The sequence below is a fragment of the Paenibacillus algorifonticola genome, assembly GCF_000971975.1.
Classification (GTDB): domain Bacteria; phylum Bacillota; class Bacilli; order Paenibacillales; family Paenibacillaceae; genus Pristimantibacillus; species Pristimantibacillus algorifonticola.
Genome location: NZ_LAQO01000030.1, coordinates 60,938 through 78,624, shown reverse-complemented (window position 1 = coordinate 78,624; position 17,687 = coordinate 60,938). Strand labels below are relative to the sequence as shown.

Annotated in this window: 27 protein-coding genes; 26 read left to right on the top strand and 1 reads right to left on the bottom strand. The window is 49.5% G+C overall.

Annotation, left to right across the window (positions count from 1 at the left end; translation table 11 throughout):
• Nucleotides 1-128 precede the first annotated feature (128 nt).
• The 6 genes from WH37_RS26635 (at nt 129) to WH37_RS26615 (ending at nt 3,304) form a co-directional block, all read left to right on the top strand.
• Nucleotides 129-320: a hypothetical protein gene (locus WH37_RS26635; RefSeq protein ID WP_046233690.1), complete on the top strand. Its 192-nt coding sequence runs from the start codon at nt 129-131 to the stop codon at nt 318-320.
• 316 nt (nt 321-636) lie between these two features.
• Complete coding sequence (locus tag WH37_RS26630; RefSeq protein ID WP_052737240.1) at nt 637-1,092, top strand: hypothetical protein; 456 nt, start codon at nt 637-639, stop codon at nt 1,090-1,092.
• Between the two features lie 52 nt (nt 1,093-1,144).
• A complete protein-coding gene (locus WH37_RS35795; protein WP_143088641.1) occupies nt 1,145-1,336 on the top strand; it encodes a hypothetical protein in 192 nt (63 codons plus the stop codon).
• Nucleotides 1,337-1,382: 46 nt separating this feature from the next.
• Nucleotides 1,383-1,919 carry a ParB N-terminal domain-containing protein gene (locus tag WH37_RS26625; protein ID WP_046233689.1) on the top strand — a complete coding sequence of 179 codons (537 nt, stop codon included), beginning with the start codon at nt 1,383-1,385 and terminating at the stop codon, nt 1,917-1,919.
• Nucleotides 1,916-2,950 (top strand): DNA cytosine methyltransferase, encoded by a 1,035-nt coding sequence (locus WH37_RS26620; protein WP_046233688.1) that lies wholly within the window; start codon nt 1,916-1,918, stop codon nt 2,948-2,950. Before WH37_RS26625 ends, WH37_RS26620 begins: the two co-directional genes overlap by 4 nt.
• A gap of 135 nt (nt 2,951-3,085) precedes the next feature.
• Complete coding sequence (locus tag WH37_RS26615) at nt 3,086-3,304, top strand: hypothetical protein (RefSeq protein ID WP_046233687.1); 219 nt, start codon at nt 3,086-3,088, stop codon at nt 3,302-3,304.
• Here WH37_RS26615 and WH37_RS26610 read toward each other — a convergent pair.
• On the bottom strand, nt 3,301-3,846 hold the full coding sequence (locus WH37_RS26610) for a hypothetical protein (protein ID WP_046233686.1): 546 nt from the start codon (nt 3,844-3,846) through the stop codon (nt 3,301-3,303). The genes WH37_RS26615 and WH37_RS26610 overlap by 4 nt on opposite strands.
• Before the next feature lie 78 nt (nt 3,847-3,924).
• Between WH37_RS26610 and terS the strand changes: the two genes are divergently transcribed.
• The 20 genes from terS (at nt 3,925) to WH37_RS26520 (ending at nt 17,665) form a co-directional block, all read left to right on the top strand.
• Complete coding sequence (gene terS / locus WH37_RS26605) at nt 3,925-4,809, top strand: phage terminase small subunit (RefSeq protein ID WP_046233685.1); 885 nt, start codon at nt 3,925-3,927, stop codon at nt 4,807-4,809.
• The gene (locus WH37_RS26600; RefSeq protein ID WP_046233684.1) at nt 4,802-6,223 is read left to right on the top strand and encodes a DEAD/DEAH box helicase family protein; all 1,422 of its coding nucleotides are present in this window, start codon (nt 4,802-4,804) and stop codon (nt 6,221-6,223) included. The genes terS and WH37_RS26600 overlap by 8 nt, the downstream gene beginning before the upstream one ends.
• A gap of 11 nt (nt 6,224-6,234) precedes the next feature.
• Complete coding sequence (locus WH37_RS26595) at nt 6,235-7,728, top strand: phage portal protein (RefSeq protein WP_231594379.1); 1,494 nt, start codon at nt 6,235-6,237, stop codon at nt 7,726-7,728.
• Nucleotides 7,725-9,539, top strand: a complete 1,815-nt coding sequence (locus WH37_RS33970) for a minor capsid protein (protein ID WP_052737238.1) — start codon at nt 7,725-7,727, stop codon at nt 9,537-9,539. Before WH37_RS26595 ends, WH37_RS33970 begins: the two co-directional genes overlap by 4 nt.
• Nucleotides 9,536-9,703 carry a hypothetical protein gene (locus WH37_RS35790; protein ID WP_156182381.1) on the top strand — a complete coding sequence of 56 codons (168 nt, stop codon included), beginning with the start codon at nt 9,536-9,538 and terminating at the stop codon, nt 9,701-9,703. Before WH37_RS33970 ends, WH37_RS35790 begins: the two co-directional genes overlap by 4 nt.
• Nucleotides 9,704-9,762: 59 nt before the next feature.
• Nucleotides 9,763-10,020, top strand: a complete 258-nt coding sequence (locus WH37_RS26585) for a hypothetical protein (RefSeq protein ID WP_046233683.1) — start codon at nt 9,763-9,765, stop codon at nt 10,018-10,020.
• The gene (locus WH37_RS26580; RefSeq protein WP_046233682.1) at nt 10,007-10,276 is read left to right on the top strand and encodes a hypothetical protein; all 270 of its coding nucleotides are present in this window, start codon (nt 10,007-10,009) and stop codon (nt 10,274-10,276) included. The genes WH37_RS26585 and WH37_RS26580 overlap by 14 nt, the downstream gene beginning before the upstream one ends.
• A gap of 88 nt (nt 10,277-10,364) precedes the next feature.
• Nucleotides 10,365-11,006 (top strand): phage scaffolding protein, encoded by a 642-nt coding sequence (locus WH37_RS26575; RefSeq protein WP_046233681.1) that lies wholly within the window; start codon nt 10,365-10,367, stop codon nt 11,004-11,006.
• Nucleotides 11,007-11,022: 16 nt separating this feature from the next.
• Nucleotides 11,023-11,388 carry a hypothetical protein gene (locus WH37_RS26570; protein ID WP_046233680.1) on the top strand — a complete coding sequence of 122 codons (366 nt, stop codon included), beginning with the start codon at nt 11,023-11,025 and terminating at the stop codon, nt 11,386-11,388.
• A gap of 24 nt (nt 11,389-11,412) precedes the next feature.
• Nucleotides 11,413-12,465 (top strand): major capsid protein, encoded by a 1,053-nt coding sequence (locus tag WH37_RS26565; RefSeq protein WP_046233679.1) that lies wholly within the window; start codon nt 11,413-11,415, stop codon nt 12,463-12,465.
• A 53-nt stretch (nt 12,466-12,518) separates the two neighbouring features.
• Nucleotides 12,519-12,689 carry a hypothetical protein gene (locus WH37_RS35785; protein WP_156182379.1) on the top strand — a complete coding sequence of 57 codons (171 nt, stop codon included), beginning with the start codon at nt 12,519-12,521 and terminating at the stop codon, nt 12,687-12,689.
• 3 nt (nt 12,690-12,692) lie between these two features.
• On the top strand, nt 12,693-13,070 hold the full coding sequence (locus WH37_RS26560) for a hypothetical protein (protein ID WP_046233678.1): 378 nt from the start codon (nt 12,693-12,695) through the stop codon (nt 13,068-13,070).
• A 1-nt stretch (nt 13,071) separates the two neighbouring features.
• Complete coding sequence (locus tag WH37_RS26555; RefSeq protein WP_046233677.1) at nt 13,072-13,446, top strand: hypothetical protein; 375 nt, start codon at nt 13,072-13,074, stop codon at nt 13,444-13,446.
• Nucleotides 13,446-14,003, top strand: a complete 558-nt coding sequence (locus WH37_RS26550) for an HK97 gp10 family phage protein (protein ID WP_046233676.1) — start codon at nt 13,446-13,448, stop codon at nt 14,001-14,003. Before WH37_RS26555 ends, WH37_RS26550 begins: the two co-directional genes overlap by 1 nt.
• 2 nt (nt 14,004-14,005) lie before the next feature.
• Nucleotides 14,006-14,431, top strand: coding sequence for a phage tail terminator family protein (locus tag WH37_RS26545; protein ID WP_046233675.1), 426 nt, complete (start codon nt 14,006-14,008; stop codon nt 14,429-14,431).
• A complete protein-coding gene (locus tag WH37_RS26540; protein WP_046233674.1) occupies nt 14,428-14,634 on the top strand; it encodes a hypothetical protein in 207 nt (68 codons plus the stop codon). The genes WH37_RS26545 and WH37_RS26540 overlap by 4 nt, the downstream gene beginning before the upstream one ends.
• Nucleotides 14,635-15,966, top strand: a complete 1,332-nt coding sequence (locus WH37_RS26535; protein ID WP_046233673.1) for a phage tail sheath family protein — start codon at nt 14,635-14,637, stop codon at nt 15,964-15,966.
• A 22-nt stretch (nt 15,967-15,988) separates the two neighbouring features.
• The gene (locus tag WH37_RS26530) at nt 15,989-16,438 is read left to right on the top strand and encodes a phage tail tube protein (RefSeq protein ID WP_046233724.1); all 450 of its coding nucleotides are present in this window, start codon (nt 15,989-15,991) and stop codon (nt 16,436-16,438) included.
• Between the two features lie 26 nt (nt 16,439-16,464).
• On the top strand, nt 16,465-16,887 hold the full coding sequence (locus WH37_RS26525; protein WP_414812414.1) for a phage tail assembly chaperone: 423 nt from the start codon (nt 16,465-16,467) through the stop codon (nt 16,885-16,887).
• Nucleotides 16,888-17,140: 253 nt separating this feature from the next.
• A complete protein-coding gene (locus WH37_RS26520) occupies nt 17,141-17,665 on the top strand; it encodes a hypothetical protein (RefSeq protein ID WP_046233671.1) in 525 nt (174 codons plus the stop codon).
• The last annotated feature ends 22 nt before the right edge of the window (nt 17,666-17,687 follow it).

Here is a 17,687-nt window from a genome sequence, read left to right as displayed (position 1 = left end):
AAAAACATGGAGTCGACAATCCTTGGCTCCTAAGCTACGAGCCGTCCTTTGGCTGGGGCGGCTTCTGATTTGAAAAGAAGGAAAAACCTTCCTTATGTCGAATTTTGACTTCGGGGGAGGTGTATGTTTTGCAATACAATGACGAGGTTCAGAAAATAATAAACAATTTGAAAGAACACTGCCAAAAGAAACAGGATATTATTGACAAGGGACAACCAGATGAAAAAGTCCATTGGGAAGCTGTTGGAAGAGTGAATGCCCTTAGCCACGCGATACAAGAATTAGAATTTTTATATCAAACAGGAAAATCCAAAGATTAAAGTATCCTTCGGGGTGCTTTTTCTTTTGCTTCAATACATATGCCCTGTTGCCGATTTAAGGCGCAGGGTTTTTTGACGTCCGAACATTCGACATGATTCTTAGAGGAGCACAGGGCGGCGCTGGTGGTTTCTGAGAGGGTGTCCAGCGGGCGACCTGATGAAAACCGACTTAACACAAGGAGATGGTCGCTTTGCCGATTTCGAGCGAGAATATGTTGAAGAATCTTAAAGTTTGGGCTCAGGAAATGAGGGAGCAGCAGACGCGTTTTCCAAAACCTATATTCGGTGTAAGGCCGATTGAAGGGAGACAGACATCATGCTCCAGATCATGCTTGATATCGCTGAATATGGTCCGTGGCTGCTCACCAATAAAGGAGATCGAGCATGCCGGCAACTCGCCGATCGTCATTACTCCCGGCAGCATGTAGGTCACCCGATGTTTACCCGCCCTGGGCATAACCTCGTCCTGCGCACAGCAGCAGCGGATGCTGTTTGGGTTACATGGTCAGGCATCCGTGACGACGGCCTTCAGGCGTGGGAATGTACGATCTTTCGCAACGAGTCCCAGCATTTAAGCAGCAGTCTAATAAGGACCGCTATCGCTGCTACAATGGATGAATGGGGACAGCCGCCTCCAGACGGCATAATCACATACGTTGATTCGTCGAAAGTCCGGAGTTCGAATCCGGGCTTTTGTTTTTTGTCTGCGGGCTTCCGGCGGATCGGCCGCAGCAAGCGGCGGGGATTATTCCTTCTGCAGTTTCTTCCTTGACCAGTGTCTTAATTTGTCGGATACTGGAAGAAAATCAAAGGGGGATGATTGAGTGAGTGAATTGGTGTCAGGAATCATGAGTAATATGTTATATCCGATAATTATTTGGATTATAGCACCCGGACTTTTGGGCGTAGTTCTATTGAAAAGAGTCTTTAGAAGACCAGAAGGAGCTTTTTATTTTGGATCAGGAGTAGGGGTCATTCTTATTTTTTCAATAGGTCCTTGGTCAGCGTTTTTATAATGATAGAGCGCCCCTCTCGGGTGCTTTTTTTATTGGAGGGAAAATCATGAACATTCAAACCATACCGATAGACCGAATTAATGCAGCAGCCTACAACCCGCGCATCGATCTGCAGCCGGGAGATCCCGAATATGAAAAGCTTCGCCGTAGCATCGAAAGCTTTGGATACGTGGAGCCGATCGTATGGAATGAGCGCACCGGGAATATGGTAGGCGGTCATCAGAGGTATAAGATCATGGTTAACGAGCTTGGGCATACGGAGCTGACCGTTTCCGTCGTTGACCTGGATGACCAGCAGGAGAGGCTGCTTAACCTTGCGCTTAACAAAGTGTCAGGCGGCTGGGATGATGAGGCATTAGCCCGGCTGTTGGATGAGCTGCAGGCCGGTGGAGCGGAGCTGGACTTATCGGGATTTGATCCAGCCGAAGCAGACCGCCTAATCGCTGATTTCACGGAGCCGCCAGATGACCAATTGGGTGACTTCAACAATAAGGAGCTGGACGTCGATGAATTCGATGAATCCCGCTTTGATTGTAAATGCCCTCGGTGTGGCTTTCTGTTTGACCAGGAGGATGCAACATGACCCGCCCCGCATGGGATTGGCGGCTGTCTGATCTGTCGGCTGTACCGCAGCATGGTCGGACCGTGTTTAGCTGCTTCAGCTGCGGCGGCGGCTCAACAATGGGCTACAAGCGGGCGGGTTATACGGTGCTGGGGAATGTGGAAATCGATCCGCAGATGATGCGGCTATACAAGAAGAATCATAACCCCCGCTTTCCGTTTCAGATGCCTATACAGGAGTTTAAGCTGCTTCCAGCCAGCCAACTGCCGAAGGAGTTATTTGACCTGAGCATCCTGGACGGATCTCCGCCCTGCAGCGTATTTTCGATGTCAGGGCAGCGAGATAAGAAATGGGGCAACGAGCATAAATTCAGGGAAGGTCAGGCCGTACAGCGGCTGGATGACCTTTTTTTTGATTTCCTTGATGTTGCCGAGCTGCTGCAGCCGCGGGTTATTGTGGCCGAGAACGTAACGGGGATGATAAACGGAAAGGCTCGCGGGTATGTCAGCTTGGTGCTTTCTAGGCTCCGGTCCATTGGATACAGACCGCAGCTGTTCCTTCTTAACTCGGCGACTATGGGCGTTCCTCAAAAGCGGGAGCGCCTTATCTTTATTGCTGCAAGGAATGACCTCAATTTTCCGTTGCTGAAGCTGGAATTCAATGAACCGCCTGTACTTTACGGTGATATTCAAGGCGGTGAGGGCAAGCCTCTGAAGGCTGGAGGAGTCACATATCAGCGGTGGCATAAGCGGCGTCCTGTTGATGCAGATATGGGAGATATTTCGTTGAGGCATGAGGGGAAACAGTCAAGTTTCAATACTCGGTTAATGAGGCGTGGCAAAGTGGCCAATACGCTGCTGTCTTCTTCGTTCTATGTACGCTATGACGAGCCGTGCCGAATAAGTGATACGGATATTATCCGCCTGCAGACGTTCCCAGCCGATTATGACTTTATGGATGCTGATGTCCAGTATGTATGCGGTATGAGCGTTCCACCGCTGATGATGCAGCGCATTGCCGAGCAGATTCATGAGCAATGGCTGAGTAAATAAAAAGGAGAGGCGCACGAACGCCCCTCCCCTGAACCAGGTTCCCCCGGCTGAGATAGCGGTCCGCCGCGCGCGGCACTTTGCAGATATACCCGCTATCTCGCATTCCATCATAACGGAAAGCCGAGGGGAACAACAATGGGAACGACTGAAAACGAAGACCTGCTGCGCCGGCACGAGCTGGAGACCATTGCGGGAATACTCGAATCCAAGGAGCAATACCGCAAGATCATCAAGGCAGGCATTGCCCGCTGGGTGAGGGACTTTCAAGACGGCAACATCGAGATAAAGACAGTCGATGACCTCCGAAAGCTCATCGAGCTTGATATAGAGTTGCAAAAGGATGATTTATTCTAAGGCTGCGGCTGGTTCTGGCGGCTTTTTTCAATAGCTTCTATGGTAGTAAGATGGGCGTGAGTCAGATTGTTTCTAAGGTCAAAAAAGAAAAAGTGAAGGGCAGTGATTATAGTAATAGTTAGGGCGGATAAAAGAATAGTGTCAGAAAGGCCTAGATAAGATATGAAAGTTTTTATGAATGCCCCCTTGCCTTCCTTTAACTCATCCATTTCGTATAGGGGGAGCAGAGCGGCATTCGCAGTTACCGCGATTGTAAATACAGCAAGCAAAGTTGTGAAAAGTATTTTAGCGTAAACGTCAATTATCTTTTCAATAGGGTCGCTTGTACTTAATGATCTTAACCCTTCGCTTATAATCTGAAATTGATCGTCCGGCAACCTTTCGTAGGCTAGGCGTCTTCTAAATGAGCTTTTGTGGCCAGGTACCGGCGAAATGTCTGTAGGTTTTGATAACGGTTGGTTTAATAGCAGGTAGCGCCGAAAAGTAAAATAGATTTCTGAACTGAAATAAACCAGTAGAAATACTATGCAAAAGATTTTCATTGCTCAGTCTCCTTTTGTTTTTTTATATATATCGGTAAAAATGGTAGAAAGTTTATAGACGGGGGTGGTGATCATGTAATGGCTAAAGAGCGCAGCCCGAACAGAGACGCTGCCAAACAAATGTGGCTGGCCAGCGGCGGCGAACGGAAGTTGAAGGACATTGCCGCCGAACTCGGGGTCGGTGATTCTCAGATTCGCAAGTGGAAGAATCTAGACAGTTGGGACATTGCCCTGAACGGTAACGTTACCGATGAAACGAATAGTAACGTTACCAAACGGATAGGAGCCCCGAAGGGTAACAGGAACGCTGCTGGCAATAAGGGCGGCGCTCCTAAAGGGAATAAGAATGCCAAGGGTAATCGTGGTGGGCAGGGCGGTCCCGTGGGCAACAAGAAAGCCGTCCGCACCGGCGAGCATGAATCAATCTGGTTCGATACGCTCGATGAGGATGAGCAGCAGCTACTCGGGGAGATTGATACGGATCCGATTAAACAAGCTGACGATGCCATCACCCTATTTACTATCCGGGAGCGGCGCATGCTGCAGCGTATCAAGCGGCTGATGGGCGGGCTTACCGAAAATCAGCGCCGTACGCTGCAGCAGCTCCGGACGAAGAAAGAAGCTTTCCCTGTCAATGATGAGCGGACCGGCCAGACAAAAACGGTTGTCGGTTCCAAGGAGGAACTGGTCGTTACGGAGATCGAGGAGACGGCCTATCGTGCCATTGAGGACATCATCCGTATTGAGGATGCGCTGACTCGGGTACAGGGCCAGAAGATCAAGGCAGTTGAGCTCAAAAATAGGATGGCTGATGAGGAAAAGCAAATCCGCATTGCTATGCTGCAGATAGAGCTGCAAAAGCTTCAGGGTGGAACTGGCTCGACTCAAAGTTGGACAGATGCCTTGAAAGAGATTGCCGAGCGGCGTAATGCGCTGCGGGCGGAGGCGGCTGCCGATGAGTAAGCCGTATAACGTCGTTTCTGACATTGCGCTATTGCTTGATTTGTATTGGGATGACCCGGTCGCTTTTGCTGAGGACATGCTGGGCTTTGATCCGGATGACTGGCAGCGGGCAGCTATGATAGACGTGGCTAAATATCCGCGGACTAGCGTCCGTTCTGGACAAGGGGTAGGTAAGACTGGCTTCGAGGCTGCTTTAGTCATATGGTATCTGTGTTGTCGGCCGAATTGCAGGGTTGTATGTACGGCTCCCACTAAGCAGCAGCTTAACGACGTACTATGGGCCGAGGTGGCAAAGTGGCTGGAAAGCTCCATGGTAAAGAATTTGCTTAAATGGACCAAAACGAAGGTCTACATGATCGGCCATGAAAAACGCTGGTTCGCAACAGCCAGGACGGCCACCAAAGCGGAGAACATGCAGGGCTTCCACGCAGACTATATGTTGTTCATTGTCGATGAGGCTTCAGGGGTTGCCGATCCGATCATGGAAGCCATCATAGGTACATTAACCGGTTATGAAAATAAGTTGCTGATGTGCGGGAACCCGACTCGAACGAGTGGGGTTTTTTATGATTCGCATAACCGAGACAGAAGCCGTTTCCGTACACACAAGGTAGACAGCAGGGACAGTAAGCGTACTAGCAAAGACAATATTCAAATGCTTATTGATAAGTATGGCGCTGAAAGCGATGTTGTTCGTGTTCGAGTGTATGGAGAGTTTCCGAAGGCCGAGGCTGATGCCTTCATTGCGCTTGAATTGGCCGAGCTGGCTGCTAACGCCACGGTCGAGCCTGCTGGAGACACACTACACCTGGGCGTCGACGTTGCGCGATTTGGCGATGATGAAACGGTTATTGCACCACGGGTGGGAATGAAGGTCTTCAAGCTTCATCGGTACAATAAGCAAGATACCATGGTCACGGCCGGTTGGGTTATCGCTCTTGCTAGGGACATGATTCGAAAGCACACACAGCTCCGCAACGTTGAAATTAAGGTAGATGACAGCGGTGTAGGCGGCGGCGTCACGGATCGGCTAAATGAAGTCATCCGGGAGGATCGTTTAAAGGGCTGGCGGGTTACGCCGATCAACAACGGCAGTAAGCCGACACGGAAGGAAGAAGAACATTACGAAAACCGTGGTACCGAGACGTGGGCGGACCTGCGCGACCTGCTACAGGAATCCTTCTCCAAGCATATACAGGGGCAGGCTCCTATGATTGAGCTGCCGGACGATGAACGTCTTGTTACGCAGCTCTCACAGCGTAAGTACCGCATGACCAGTAAAGGTAAAATTGCATTGGAACGCAAGGAAGATATGAAAAAACGTGGACTGGATTCACCCGACAGGGCGGATGCGGTCGTTTTGGCGTTTGCGCAGCCAGAACGGAGCGGAGTATTCTTCCCAGGGCAGCGATGAAAGGAGGAGCCATGATGACAATGTTATGGCCGAATGGCGATGAACAAAAAGCGATAGAGAATATCATCATTCGTGGAGCCAGAACTGCAGCTTCGCTCGAGCAAATCATTCAACTTGAAATAGGTGATTGGAGCAGTTCTCACAAGCTTGCATGGATGCAGATTGGCAATAGGTACTATCGCAACGATACGGATATTAACAAGCGTCAGCGGACAGCGATCGGCGCGAGCGGGGCAAAAGAGCCTGTAGCTAACCTTGCCAATAACCAGCTGGCCAACGCTTTTATAAGAAAATTGGTTGATCAAAAGGTAGGGTATCTGCTAGGCAAGCCGATTACAATCCAAGCGGAAAATGATGCTTACCAGGAGCAACTAGACAATATTTTTAATAAAGATCAACACCGGCGCTTAAAAAGCACTGGCAAAACGGCGGTGAATAACGGCATCGCCTGGTGGCATGTCTATTACGATGAGGACGGCCAGCTATCCTTTAAACTCATGAATAGCCCAGAGATCATACCATTATGGCGCGACGAAGCTCATACCGTGTTGGATGCTATTATCCGCGTGTACGAGGTTGAGGTATACGAGGGGTTGCAGCGTAAAAAGGTTAAAAAGATAGAATGGTGGGATACATCGGGTGTTCGACGTTACACCACAGGAGGTACCGGGTTTATTCCGGACGTGGAAGCAGGAGCGGTTGGAGCTCATTTCAGCGTCAAATCAAGCGATGGAAAGGAACAGGGTCTTAACTGGGAGCGCGTTCCCTTCATCGCATGGAAATACAATGAAGAGGAGCAGCCACTTGTCGAAATCATCAAATCGCTGGCCGATGACTACGACAATAAAAAATCTGACAACAGCAACAATTTGGAGGACATGCCAGACAGCATCTTTGTTGTAAAAGACTACGGCGGCCAGTCTGCATCAGAGTTCCGAAAAAACATGGCCACATACCGTACGGCTTTTGTTGAGGATCAGGGCGGTGTTGATTCGTTAAGCATCGACATGAACAGCGAAGCGTATAAGACGCATATGGAGCAAGCCCGCAAAGACATTTACGAGTTCGGCCGCGGTGTGGACACTCAGGGCGTAGATATTGGAAGTGCTCCTTCTGGTATAGCGCTGCGCTTCCTTTATAGCGATTTGGATATGGACGCCAGCTTGATCGAGACGGAGTTTCAAGCATCGCTGGAGCAACTTCGGTGGTTTATAGACAAGCACCTTTACAATACGACAGGCGTCGATTTCAGCGGTGAAAAGGCGGAATTCATCTTTAACCGCGATATGCCAGTTGACGAGGCGGCCATTATCACCGGCATTAAGGACAGCGTTGGAATTCTCTCTGACGAAACGCTCGTCGCGCAGCATCCATATGTCAAGGATGCCAAGACGGAAATGAAACGAAAGGCAGCCGATAGGGCTAAAATGCAAAAGGATGCCGATGAAGAAGCTACCGGTGGTTTGCCAACGTCAACACCGATTAAAACAGACGGTGACACATGAGGTCGGCTGATTATTGGTCCCGCCGTATGGATCAGCTGAACGAATCGATGCTGGATAAGGGCGAGGATTACATTAAGACGCAGAACGCCGAATACGACAAGGCCATGGCGCGAATAAAGAAGGAAACGGAAGCCTGGTATGGCCGACTTGCTAAAAACAACGGCGTCAGCATGGCGGAGGCGCGTAAACTCCTCACCAATAACGAGCTAAAGGAGTTCCGTTGGACCGTTGACGAGTATATCAAAGCTGGACGAGAAAACGCTGTTGATCAGCGATGGTTAAAACAACTCGAAAATGCCAGCGCGAAGGCGCACATAACCCGGCTGGAGGAGTTGCAGACAAAGCTGCAGCAGGAAGTAGAGGTATTGGCTGGGAAGCGGCAGAAGGGTTCAGCGGGGGCGTTGGGTGGCATTTACAAGGATGGCTATTACAAAGGCATCTATGAGGTGCAGCGCGGGATAGGCAAAGGCGTACCATTTGCCGGCTTGGACTCGCGGCAGATTGATAAAGTGTTGTCGAAGCCGTGGGCGCCAGACGGCAGCAACTTCTCGGCGCGCATTTGGAGGGACAGGGATAAGCTAGTTGCGGAGCTGCAGACGATCATGACGCAGGATTTAATCCGCGGCGAGCCATCGGACAAGCTTATTAACGATTTTGCGAAGCGGATGGGCGTCAGCAAGCGAGCTGCTGAGACGTTGATTCGGACGGAGGCTGCTTACTTCTCGGGGCAATCACGCCTAGATGGTTACCAGCAAACAGGCGTTGAGCGGTACCAGTTCATTGCAACGCTAGATAGCCGGACCTCGCAAGAGTGCCGCGGCATGGACAGCGAGATATTGCCTGTTTCAGAGGCGCAGGCTGGGCGCAACTATCCGCCGTTGCATGTGCGCTGCCGCTCGACAACCATCCCCTATTACGAGGATGGTGAAGAAGGGGAACGCACAGCTCGTGGCGGAGCGGACGGCAAAACCTATTCAGTGCCAGGTAATATGAGCTATGAGGATTGGACAGCGCAGCATGCACCGAAGGATGCGACGGAGCCGCCGAGCACTGACGATCCGCAGCCGCAAGAACCACCAAAAGTCATTCCTGCTGAGCCGCAGCAAGTTCCTCAAGCGTTTGTGCCGGCTAAGACAATACGAGCAGCTGAGCAGGCAGCCATTAAGGATTACGGGTTCGATGCTGCTGATTATAGCGGCTTAGATTTGGAGAGCGTCAATTCAGTTAACCGTGCAATGCACAAGGCTATGAGTGACTTCCCAGCTATAAAGGGATTCGCAAAGCAGATCAAGGCTGTTGATACAGAGGACTTCGTCGCACAAGCCAGCCTCGCTTACACCGACGGCAAGGTTGCCGCCAGCCTTCAGGTGTCATCACGCTACTATAAGTCTTCCGAGATTGATGATATAATCAAGGCATCAGTTGAGGCTAAGCATTGGCCTGTCGGCTCCACGCGGGAATCGTTGTTTATTCACGAGTTTGGTCATTTGTTGGAGTATTCCCATGCTATGAGGGTTATGGGCGCATGGACAGGCGTAGCGTTATCGGTTGATGATGCACAGGTGATATGGTCCAGAGTGCAAAAAGGTGTGCTGTCCCAGGCTATTATGCTGGAGGCGCTTGAAAGCCTCGGAATTGCGAACCTACCGAAGAACATAACCGATGAGCTGAGCGGATACGCCAATAAAAACAGCAAAGAGTTCCTTGCCGAAGCATTTGCGGAGGTTGTCGGAACGGAGAAGCCCCGCCGTTTGTCGGTGGAGGTAATTAATATATTGCGAAGAAAATTAAAGGAGGCCGGCTTATTATGATGCCGCTTATTCCGCCGAAACTGGCGCCCTGGATTGAGTTTGGGAATAACACAGCCATTCTAAAGCCGAATGCTCCCGAAGCAGTGAAGCCGGATTTCGAGAAGCTGCTGCAGCAAATGCAGCGGGCAGATCGAGAAGCTTTGAATGAATTACCTATAATCTGATTAAGACACTCATGCTGCGGCGAGGGTGTCTTTTTATTTTGCTGGGAGGTGCTTGAGTTATGGGGAAATACCGTAAAAAGCCTGTTGTTATTGATGCGTTTAGATGGACTGGCGGACTTGATCAGTCCGAAGACCCTGAATGGATTGTTAATCGAATCAGGATGGGGCAAGTTAGTTTTTCTAACGGTCGAATGTTTATTAAAACGCTGGAGGGCGTGATGGAAGCGCAGCCCGGTGATTACATTATTCGTGGTGTTCAAGGTGAGATTTATCCATGCAAACCAGACATCTTCGAGGCAACCTATGAAGCGTTATAAAAAGAGCGTCTTTGTCGATGCCATTGAGTTTACCAACGAGCCAGACAACGCGCAGGCCATTAAGGATTTCACCGGCTTGCTAATCCAGGTAGAGTACAATTCGGACGGCGCGCAGCTCCGGGTGATCCGTGACGCATACAGCGTAATCATTGCCCGCAAAGGGGAGTTTATCGTCAAGGATGCCACGGGCCAACTGCAGTTGATGACCAAAGCGGCATTGGAAAGTGAATATGAGTTAGTGGAGGCTGCTGAATAGCGGCTTTTTTTGTTGTCCTGTCATATGACGCTATAAACTGGACGATTACCGGACACACCCGGGATACCAAGTGGAAGGATTGATATACATGGAGTGGTTGAAGGATTTGCTTAAAGCGCAGGGCCTAACGGACGCGCAGATTACGGCGGTTGTAGGCGGCGTGGAAACGAATTATAAGTCGTGGGTACCGGAGCACCGTTTCAAGGAAATCAACGATGCGAAAAAGCAAGCGGAGAAAAACTTGGTTGACCGCGACAAGCAGCTGGAGGATTTGAAGAAGAGCAGCGGCGACACCGCGGAGCTTACGAAGAAAATCGAGACGCTGCAGGCCGAGAACAAAACGAACAAAGAGCAGTATGAGGCTGACGCAAAGCAATTACGTGTCAGCACCGCTATTAAGTTGGCGCTTGCTGGTAAGGTGCATGATCTGGATATTGTAGCCGGTCAGCTCGACAGCAGTAAAATCGAGCTAGACGAAGCTGGCAACGTGAAGGGCGGTCTGGACGACCAAATCACAACGCTTCAAAAGGACAAAGGATTCTTGTTTGTTCCGGAAGACAAGGGCGGTAATGGAAGCTTTCAATTCAAAGGCGCTAAGCCGAATGAAGGCGGCGGAGCTGGTGGATCGGGTGGCGGCAAGGACGAAGCTGCAGAATTAGGCAAACGTGTAGCTGAGTTTGCAAAAACGAATGCTGCGGCTGCAGAAGGGCAAAAACTTTATTTTGGATAATGGAGGCGATTAGGAAATGAAGTTCACTTCACAAACCTATGGGAACACAAAAGAAATTCTCAAAACTCCGGATCATTACGTTGATATTCCGGTAACGGTGGATGACACCGGCATAACTGCGGTGGATGGTAAGAAGATTGTTCCTGCTGGGACGATCATTGGTAACGGCATGCTGGCCGATCCGACAAAGCTTGCGAAAAAAGCTGTGACTACAACAGGAGTGAGCAATGCTGAGGGTGTTCTGCAGTATGACGTTGATGTTACGTATGGCCCAGCTCCGGGCGCAATGATCATTCACGGCTACATCGACAAAACCAAGCTGCCCGTGCAGCCAACCGCGGACGAAATTACAGCACTTAAACAAATTACATTCATCGCCTAATAGGCGGGGAGGGGCATATTTCAAATGAAAACTATTTTTGATTATTTCAGTGCTAGGGCTATCGCTACCTTTATGGCAAATAACCCGAGTAATGCTGTTCCTTATCTGGGGGCGACGTTGTTCCCAGCTAAGAAAAAACTAGGATTGGACCTTGCTTGGATTAAGGGAGCGCGGGGATTGCCTGTATCACTACAGCCATCTGCATTTGATGCAAAAGCTACTCTGCGGGACCGCATTGGATTTGACAAGGTTGAAACAGAAATGCCGTTCTTCCGTGAAGCAATGCGGTTGGGTGAAAAGGATCGCCAAGAATTGCTCAAGCTTCAGGAGAATTCTAACGATGCTTACATCATGCCATTGGTAAGCCAAATCTATAATGACATTGCAACGCTAGTAAGTGGCGCCGATGTTATTCCCGAACGCCAAATCATGCAGCTACTTTCTAGCGGGGAAATTAGGATTACATCCGCGGCGACACGTCAGGATCAACGTTATGACTACCGCTTCAATCCTGACCACAAAGAGACCATTACGGACGTTTCGGAGCAATGGAGTTCACCTACTGCCAATATTGCCGGCCATATTACGGGGTATCAGGATAAAATCGAAGAAGACACAGGCGTTCGACCTAAACGCGGGCTTTGCACTCGTAAGACGTGGGGATACATCATGCGTAACCAAGGATTCCTAAAAGACATGAATCCAGTAGGATGGCAAAATGTTATCGTTACCGATGCAATGATGCGACAATATTTGCTGGATAAATTCGGGCTTACGATTGTTGTGTATAACAAAAAATATGCACTGCTGGATGGCAGTACACATCAATTCTATCCTGACGATTACTTCACATTGTTCCCTGAGGGCAACTTGGGTACGACTTGGTACGGTACAACGCCGGAGGAAGCGGATTTAATGTCTGGTTCTACTGCGGCAGAAGTGCAAATCGTGAATACTGGTGTAGCGATTACAACTATCGTTGAACCGCACCCAGTCAATGTAAACACCATCGTTTCTGAAATCGTGCTCCCATCTTTCGAGACAATGGACACTATTTTCATTGCTAAAGTAGCGTAGGAGAGGCCTCGGCCCCTCCTATTTTATTTGAAATCAGAAAGGAGCAACCGAAAATGGCTGCTGCAAAAGAAAAAGAAAATGAATTGCCCGAAACGGTAGATGTTATCTGGACAAAGAACGTCCGCGAAGCGGGACGAGTTTACCGCAAAGGCGAGCGTACAACGATTAATGCTAGTGACCTGCAGAGGCTGCAGGATGCGGACGTTGTCCGCTTCCCGGAGTAGTCTATGATAACGGTCATTGACGTATGGCCTATCATCAAGGCGCGCATGCTGCTTCAGGACGATGCGCTGCAACCGCTCATCGATACGTACATTGCTGAGATCGAGCATCGCATCTTGCATTACTGCGGCATTGAGAGTCTGCCGCGGGGCTTGCTCTTTACGTGGGCTTCTATGACGATCGATGCGGTCCGCGTCGATTTGGCAAACGTGGAAGAGGTTGAGGATACGGTCGGCGAATCGGCTAACGTCAAAGTGGGGGATACTTCTGTTTCTGCTGGGAGCGCCGCGGGCGGTGTGATCAATACGGGTAAAGCGATCATCGAGGAGGTTGTGCTTAATTACAAGCATGACCTCAATCGGTATCGCAAAATGAGGTGGTAGCATGGCTATAAACTACCGGAAGCATCGCCGGGCAATTGAAAAAATGTATGAAGACAGCTGCACGATCAGCCGACACATTGAAGCAAAGGACCCGGTAACCAAGGAGACAAAGCAGACGCTGCAGCCTATATATGAGGAACAGCGCTGTAAGCTTTCGCAGACCGGGCTTCCGCGAAACGGGCAGACAGTAGCCGAGAATAACATCAAATATGATGCGAAGCTCTTTCTTGCGCCGGAGTTGGAAGTACTGCAGGGCGACGTTATCGCCATCACGCGGAAATCGACAGGGCAGGTGGAGACATACAGCGCCGGCAAACCATTTCCGCCTTACTCGTCGCATCAGGAAATCATGCTTGAAGCAACGGAGTGGGCGTGATGGCGGGGATGGGCACCTTTGATTTTTCGGAGTTTGAAAAATTCAGAGATAACCTGGTCGCTATGGAACAAGCCATGCCCGCATTTATGATGGAGCTCGCTAATGAAGCGGGAAACCGTTTTTTAGCAAAGGTGGTCAGGCGAACGCCCGTCGGCAGCTACGACAGCGGCGGCTGGGTAAACTTTACGGCCAATATTCCGGAGCGGCAGGTTAGCTTCACCACAAAGGATGGAAAGCGGGTGAGTTTCACGGCCCGCGCTCGAACGATCCGAGTCAGCTTCAAAAGCAGCCACGGATCCAAAACGGGCGGCGCTTTACGCCGGGCATGGACGCTGCAGCAAAACAGTGCTGGAGCTGGCGGTGTGTACGAGGTCGAGGTATTCAACCCCACCTATTATTCCGCTTACGTCGAATACGGGCATAGGACGGCGAATCATAAGGGATGGGTAGAGGGGCAGTTTTTCATGACCAATTCCCACCTTGAATTGAAGCGTGAGTTGCCGCCCATCTTGGAACGTAAGCTTGAGCGCTTCTTGGCTCGATACCTGGGGGATTGATCATGCAAGTAACCATAAATGATGTTCGGCATGGACTCATGCAGGCGCTTGATGCTGCGTTCCCGGACATCCCTATATCAGGCGAGGAGATCAAGCAAGAGCTTAATCCACCTCACTTTTTTGTGCGCCTGCTTGACGTGGACCACACGCGGGAACTTGGCAGGCGGTACCGCCGCGAGCATCCATTTGTAGTGCATTATTTCGGTCCGGAGCGAGCCAATCATGAAGCTTATGACATGGCGGAGCAATTAGCGGCAGCACTTGAATGGATAACGGTCGGTGGGCGCCCAGCATTTGGGCAAGACATGGATATTCAAGTAGTGGACGGTGTGCTGCTCTTTTCGGTGAGCTTCCGCTTGATGGTTTGGAAAAAGCCAACAGTAACACCACCGATGGAAAAAATGAATTTGAGGGAGGAACTGCGATGAGCAGCAAGACAAAAAATGAAGCGCATGAGGTTGCTGAAGCGCCACCTGTTCCTGCGTATTCCAAGGAGCAGTATTTGACCTCTAAGCGATTCAGCCCGCAGGAACGAGACATTCTGGCCGCCGTGCTGGAAGCGAATCGCTCCTATACGAATGAGGAAGCGGTAGCGGCCATTGAGTCTTATTTAAGAAAGGACGTGAGGTAATTGGCTGGAGGTACATGGACCACGCAAAACAAGGTGCGCCCAGGCGTATATATCAATTTTAAATCACAGGCTCAGGCACTCGGTACGTTAGGCGAGCGGGGAGTTGCTGCTTTCCCGGCACCGCTCCCGTGGGGAGATCCTGAGAACGTAATCGTACTGGAAGCGGCGGAGTATGCCGACAAGGCGCTTGAGCTTATCGGCTTCCGCGCAGAGGATGCGCGCATTAGGCACATTACAGCAGCAATGTCTCATGCGTCCAAGGTGCTGCTGTACAGGCTTGGAGGTACAGGGGCGGTCAAAGCTAAGGTGACGGTCGGTGCGCTTATGGCAACGGCAAAATGGGGCGGTACACGCGGCAATGACCTGCAGGTGGTTGTTCAGGCCAATATTGACAATGTATCCGCCTTCGATGTTAAAACGCTGCTGGATGGCGAGGTATTAGACACTCAAACCGTTACTACAATTGCTGATATGGCCGCGAATAAATTTATCGATTGGTCGGGTACCGGGGCGCTTACCGCTTCTGCCGGCGCTTCGCTGATCGGGGGAACGGACGGTACCGCGAGCGGAGCCGACTTTTCAGCGGCGCTTACTGCTTTCGAGGGCAAGGATTATAACGTGCTCGGAGTGCCGCTGACAGACTCCACCAGCAAGCAGCTTGCCGTGGCTTATATCCGCCGCCAAAGGGAGGATGAAGGCAAAAAGGTTGCTGCCGTGCTTGTCTCTTATCCAGCCGCTGACAATGAAGGCGTGACGAGCTTGAAAAATGGCATCATTACGTCGGATGGTCTGCAGGTCTCTCCCGAAATGCTTCTGTGGGAGGTTGCTGCTATGGCCGCAGCCGCGGAGGTTAATGAGTCGTTGACCTATAGAGCCATCCCTAACGCGGTGGATGCATTTCCACGGCTCACCAATACAGAGACGATTGCAGCACTTAATAACGGTGAGCTGGTCATATCTGCTGCGAACGGTCAAGCCGTCATCGAGCAGGATATTAACACTTTCAAATCGCTGACGCCGGATAAAGGCAAGGCGTTCCGCAAGAACAGAGTTGTCCGGGTGCTGGATTCTATCGCGAATGACATGAAACGTACTTTCGATAATTTCTATATCGGGAAAATCGATAATAATGCATCTGGCCGCAATCTCCTCAAGGGCGAGTACATCAGTTACCTGGATACTCTAACTGGTATCAATGCTATTCAAAACTTTGATAGCCAGACCGATTTAATTGTGGCAGCTGGGAGTGAAGCTGACGCTGTCCTCATTGATTTGTACATCCAGCCGGTAGACAGCATTGAGAAAATTTACATGAATGTCGAGGTGAAGTAACTTGAGAAAATTATTTCGAGAAATGGATGCAATTAGTGGCAAACAGGCGGTAGCCTACGCTAAAATTGATGGTCGCGTAGAAGAATTGTTTTATGCAAAATCGCTTGAGGCAAACATCGAAAAAAACAAGATCGACGTCCCAATACTAGGAAAGACAAATACGGGTAAGCGTGCTGCAGGATGGACCGGAAGCGGAAGCATGACCATTTACTACGTCACAAGCCTATTTCGTCAAATGATGATTGATTATGTCAAAACAGGTAAAGATAACTGGTTTGATTTAGTCGTTGAAAACGAGGACCCAAGTTCTGACGCGGGTAAACAAAGCATCTTGCTTAAGGATTGCAATATGGACAGTATCGTCATTGCTAAATTTGACGCAACCAGTGACGATATGCTTGATGAGGAAATTCCCTTCACTTTTTCCGATGTCGATATGCTTGACCAATTCAATACAATCACAGGCGTCTAGTTGGCGCCTTATAAACGGAGGAATATATTATGAGCTTGAGCGCATTTTTTAAACAAAACGTTGTTTCGGATATTACTGTTGACTTTGTTGTGTCTGATCGTATGAAGGACAAGGACGGCAACCCTATCCCTTGGCAACTTAAGACAATGACCGAGGAAGAAAATGAGAGGTTGCGGAAGTCGGCTACCAAACAAGTCAAGGGGAAAAACGGAGTGAAAACCAATGAAACAGACAGCGAAGCATATATTGCGAAGCTTGTCGTTGCGAGTGTCCTCTATCCTGATTTGCAAAACGCAGAATTGCAGGAATCATACAATGTCAGAGGGGCGGACGTCCTTATTAAAAAAATGCTCCTTCCTGGCGAATTCGCCAGCCTTGTAGGAAAAGTCCAAGAGCTCAACGGCTTTGACCGCGATCTTAACGAATTGGTCGAAGAAGTAAAAAACTAATTGAAGAGGGCGATCCGGAAGCGAACCTTGCTTACTACGCCCTCCATGAGATGAATATAATGCCATGGGATTTTATTGAGCTTCCTTCGCGCAAGAAAGCATCATTAATAGCTTTTATCAAGGTTAGGGTGGAAGCTGAGAGTAAGCAGCGGGCGAAGCTCAAAAGCAAAAAATGATAGGATTTTACAAATTAAGCTAGACCGCCCTATTCTATTTTTGGTACTATATTCCTAAAATGTGAAGGCGGTATATTATGAGTGTGAAGAAAGTAACAAGAGGTAAGGGAGCGAAAATATTCGCTATTGTGATGGTTGCATTTGTTGCTTTGTTTGCTATTATAGTGTTTTCAGTTTTTGAACCTGGCCAATTCAAGAAGGATACGGCTGCTGCTCAAACACCGAAGACAGCTCAGCAAATATATGAAGAGTCGGGTCTTCCAAAAGACATGGTGGTAGATGATAATTATAAGAGTAAATATGCGTTTAAGATTATCAAATATACACCTAGTAGCAGACACTACTCTGTCCAGCAATTAAAGGGTAAAGTGACAATTGAATCAGCTGACGAAATAGTGAAGGAGTTGTATTCCAAGGAGGCTTTTTCAGAAAATAGCGGCCTACTCGGAAATGTTGTGATTTACGACAACACAGCTAAACTCACTGTTGGTCAGAGTCCGGGAATGGACGACAAAGAACAAGCGGAGTACAGCAAAAGAGAAAAGCTTATCTATTTCGGCGACAAGACATATCCATTTGAAATAGCCTTTAAAAAGCCATGATTAAACAGCCCCGCGTTGGGGC

Bases quoted from the DNA above. Each gene is read 5' to 3' on its own strand.
- WH37_RS26560 (WP_046233678.1), top strand. From the start codon at position 12,693: ATGATAACGGTCATTGACGTATGGCCTATCATCAAGGCGCGCATGCTG.
- terS (WP_046233685.1), top strand. From the start codon at position 3,925: ATGGCTAAAGAGCGCAGCCCGAACAGAGACGCTGCCAAACAAATGTGG.
- WH37_RS26530 (WP_046233724.1), top strand. From the start codon at position 15,989: ATGGATGCAATTAGTGGCAAACAGGCGGTAGCCTACGCTAAAATTGAT.
- WH37_RS26575 (WP_046233681.1), top strand. From the start codon at position 10,365: ATGGAGTGGTTGAAGGATTTGCTTAAAGCGCAGGGCCTAACGGACGCG.
- WH37_RS26565 (WP_046233679.1), top strand. From the start codon at position 11,413: ATGAAAACTATTTTTGATTATTTCAGTGCTAGGGCTATCGCTACCTTT.
- WH37_RS33970 (WP_052737238.1), top strand. From the start codon at position 7,725: ATGAGGTCGGCTGATTATTGGTCCCGCCGTATGGATCAGCTGAACGAA.
- WH37_RS26595 (WP_231594379.1), top strand. From the start codon at position 6,235: ATGATGACAATGTTATGGCCGAATGGCGATGAACAAAAAGCGATAGAG.
- WH37_RS26540 (WP_046233674.1), top strand. From the start codon at position 14,428: ATGAGCAGCAAGACAAAAAATGAAGCGCATGAGGTTGCTGAAGCGCCA.
- WH37_RS26570 (WP_046233680.1), top strand. From the start codon at position 11,023: ATGAAGTTCACTTCACAAACCTATGGGAACACAAAAGAAATTCTCAAA.
- WH37_RS26585 (WP_046233683.1), top strand. From the start codon at position 9,763: ATGGGGAAATACCGTAAAAAGCCTGTTGTTATTGATGCGTTTAGATGG.
- WH37_RS26610 (WP_046233686.1), bottom strand. From the start codon at position 3,846: ATGAAAATCTTTTGCATAGTATTTCTACTGGTTTATTTCAGTTCAGAA.
- WH37_RS26555 (WP_046233677.1), top strand. From the start codon at position 13,072: ATGGCTATAAACTACCGGAAGCATCGCCGGGCAATTGAAAAAATGTAT.
- WH37_RS26620 (WP_046233688.1), top strand. From the start codon at position 1,916: ATGACCCGCCCCGCATGGGATTGGCGGCTGTCTGATCTGTCGGCTGTA.
- WH37_RS26615 (WP_046233687.1), top strand. From the start codon at position 3,086: ATGGGAACGACTGAAAACGAAGACCTGCTGCGCCGGCACGAGCTGGAG.
- WH37_RS26630 (WP_052737240.1), top strand. From the start codon at position 637: ATGCTCCAGATCATGCTTGATATCGCTGAATATGGTCCGTGGCTGCTC.
- WH37_RS26625 (WP_046233689.1), top strand. From the start codon at position 1,383: ATGAACATTCAAACCATACCGATAGACCGAATTAATGCAGCAGCCTAC.
- WH37_RS26600 (WP_046233684.1), top strand. From the start codon at position 4,802: ATGAGTAAGCCGTATAACGTCGTTTCTGACATTGCGCTATTGCTTGAT.
- WH37_RS26545 (WP_046233675.1), top strand. From the start codon at position 14,006: ATGCAAGTAACCATAAATGATGTTCGGCATGGACTCATGCAGGCGCTT.
- WH37_RS35790 (WP_156182381.1), top strand. From the start codon at position 9,536: ATGATGCCGCTTATTCCGCCGAAACTGGCGCCCTGGATTGAGTTTGGG.
- WH37_RS26550 (WP_046233676.1), top strand. From the start codon at position 13,446: ATGGCGGGGATGGGCACCTTTGATTTTTCGGAGTTTGAAAAATTCAGA.
- WH37_RS26520 (WP_046233671.1), top strand. From the start codon at position 17,141: ATGAGTGTGAAGAAAGTAACAAGAGGTAAGGGAGCGAAAATATTCGCT.
- WH37_RS26580 (WP_046233682.1), top strand. From the start codon at position 10,007: ATGAAGCGTTATAAAAAGAGCGTCTTTGTCGATGCCATTGAGTTTACC.
- WH37_RS35785 (WP_156182379.1), top strand. From the start codon at position 12,519: ATGGCTGCTGCAAAAGAAAAAGAAAATGAATTGCCCGAAACGGTAGAT.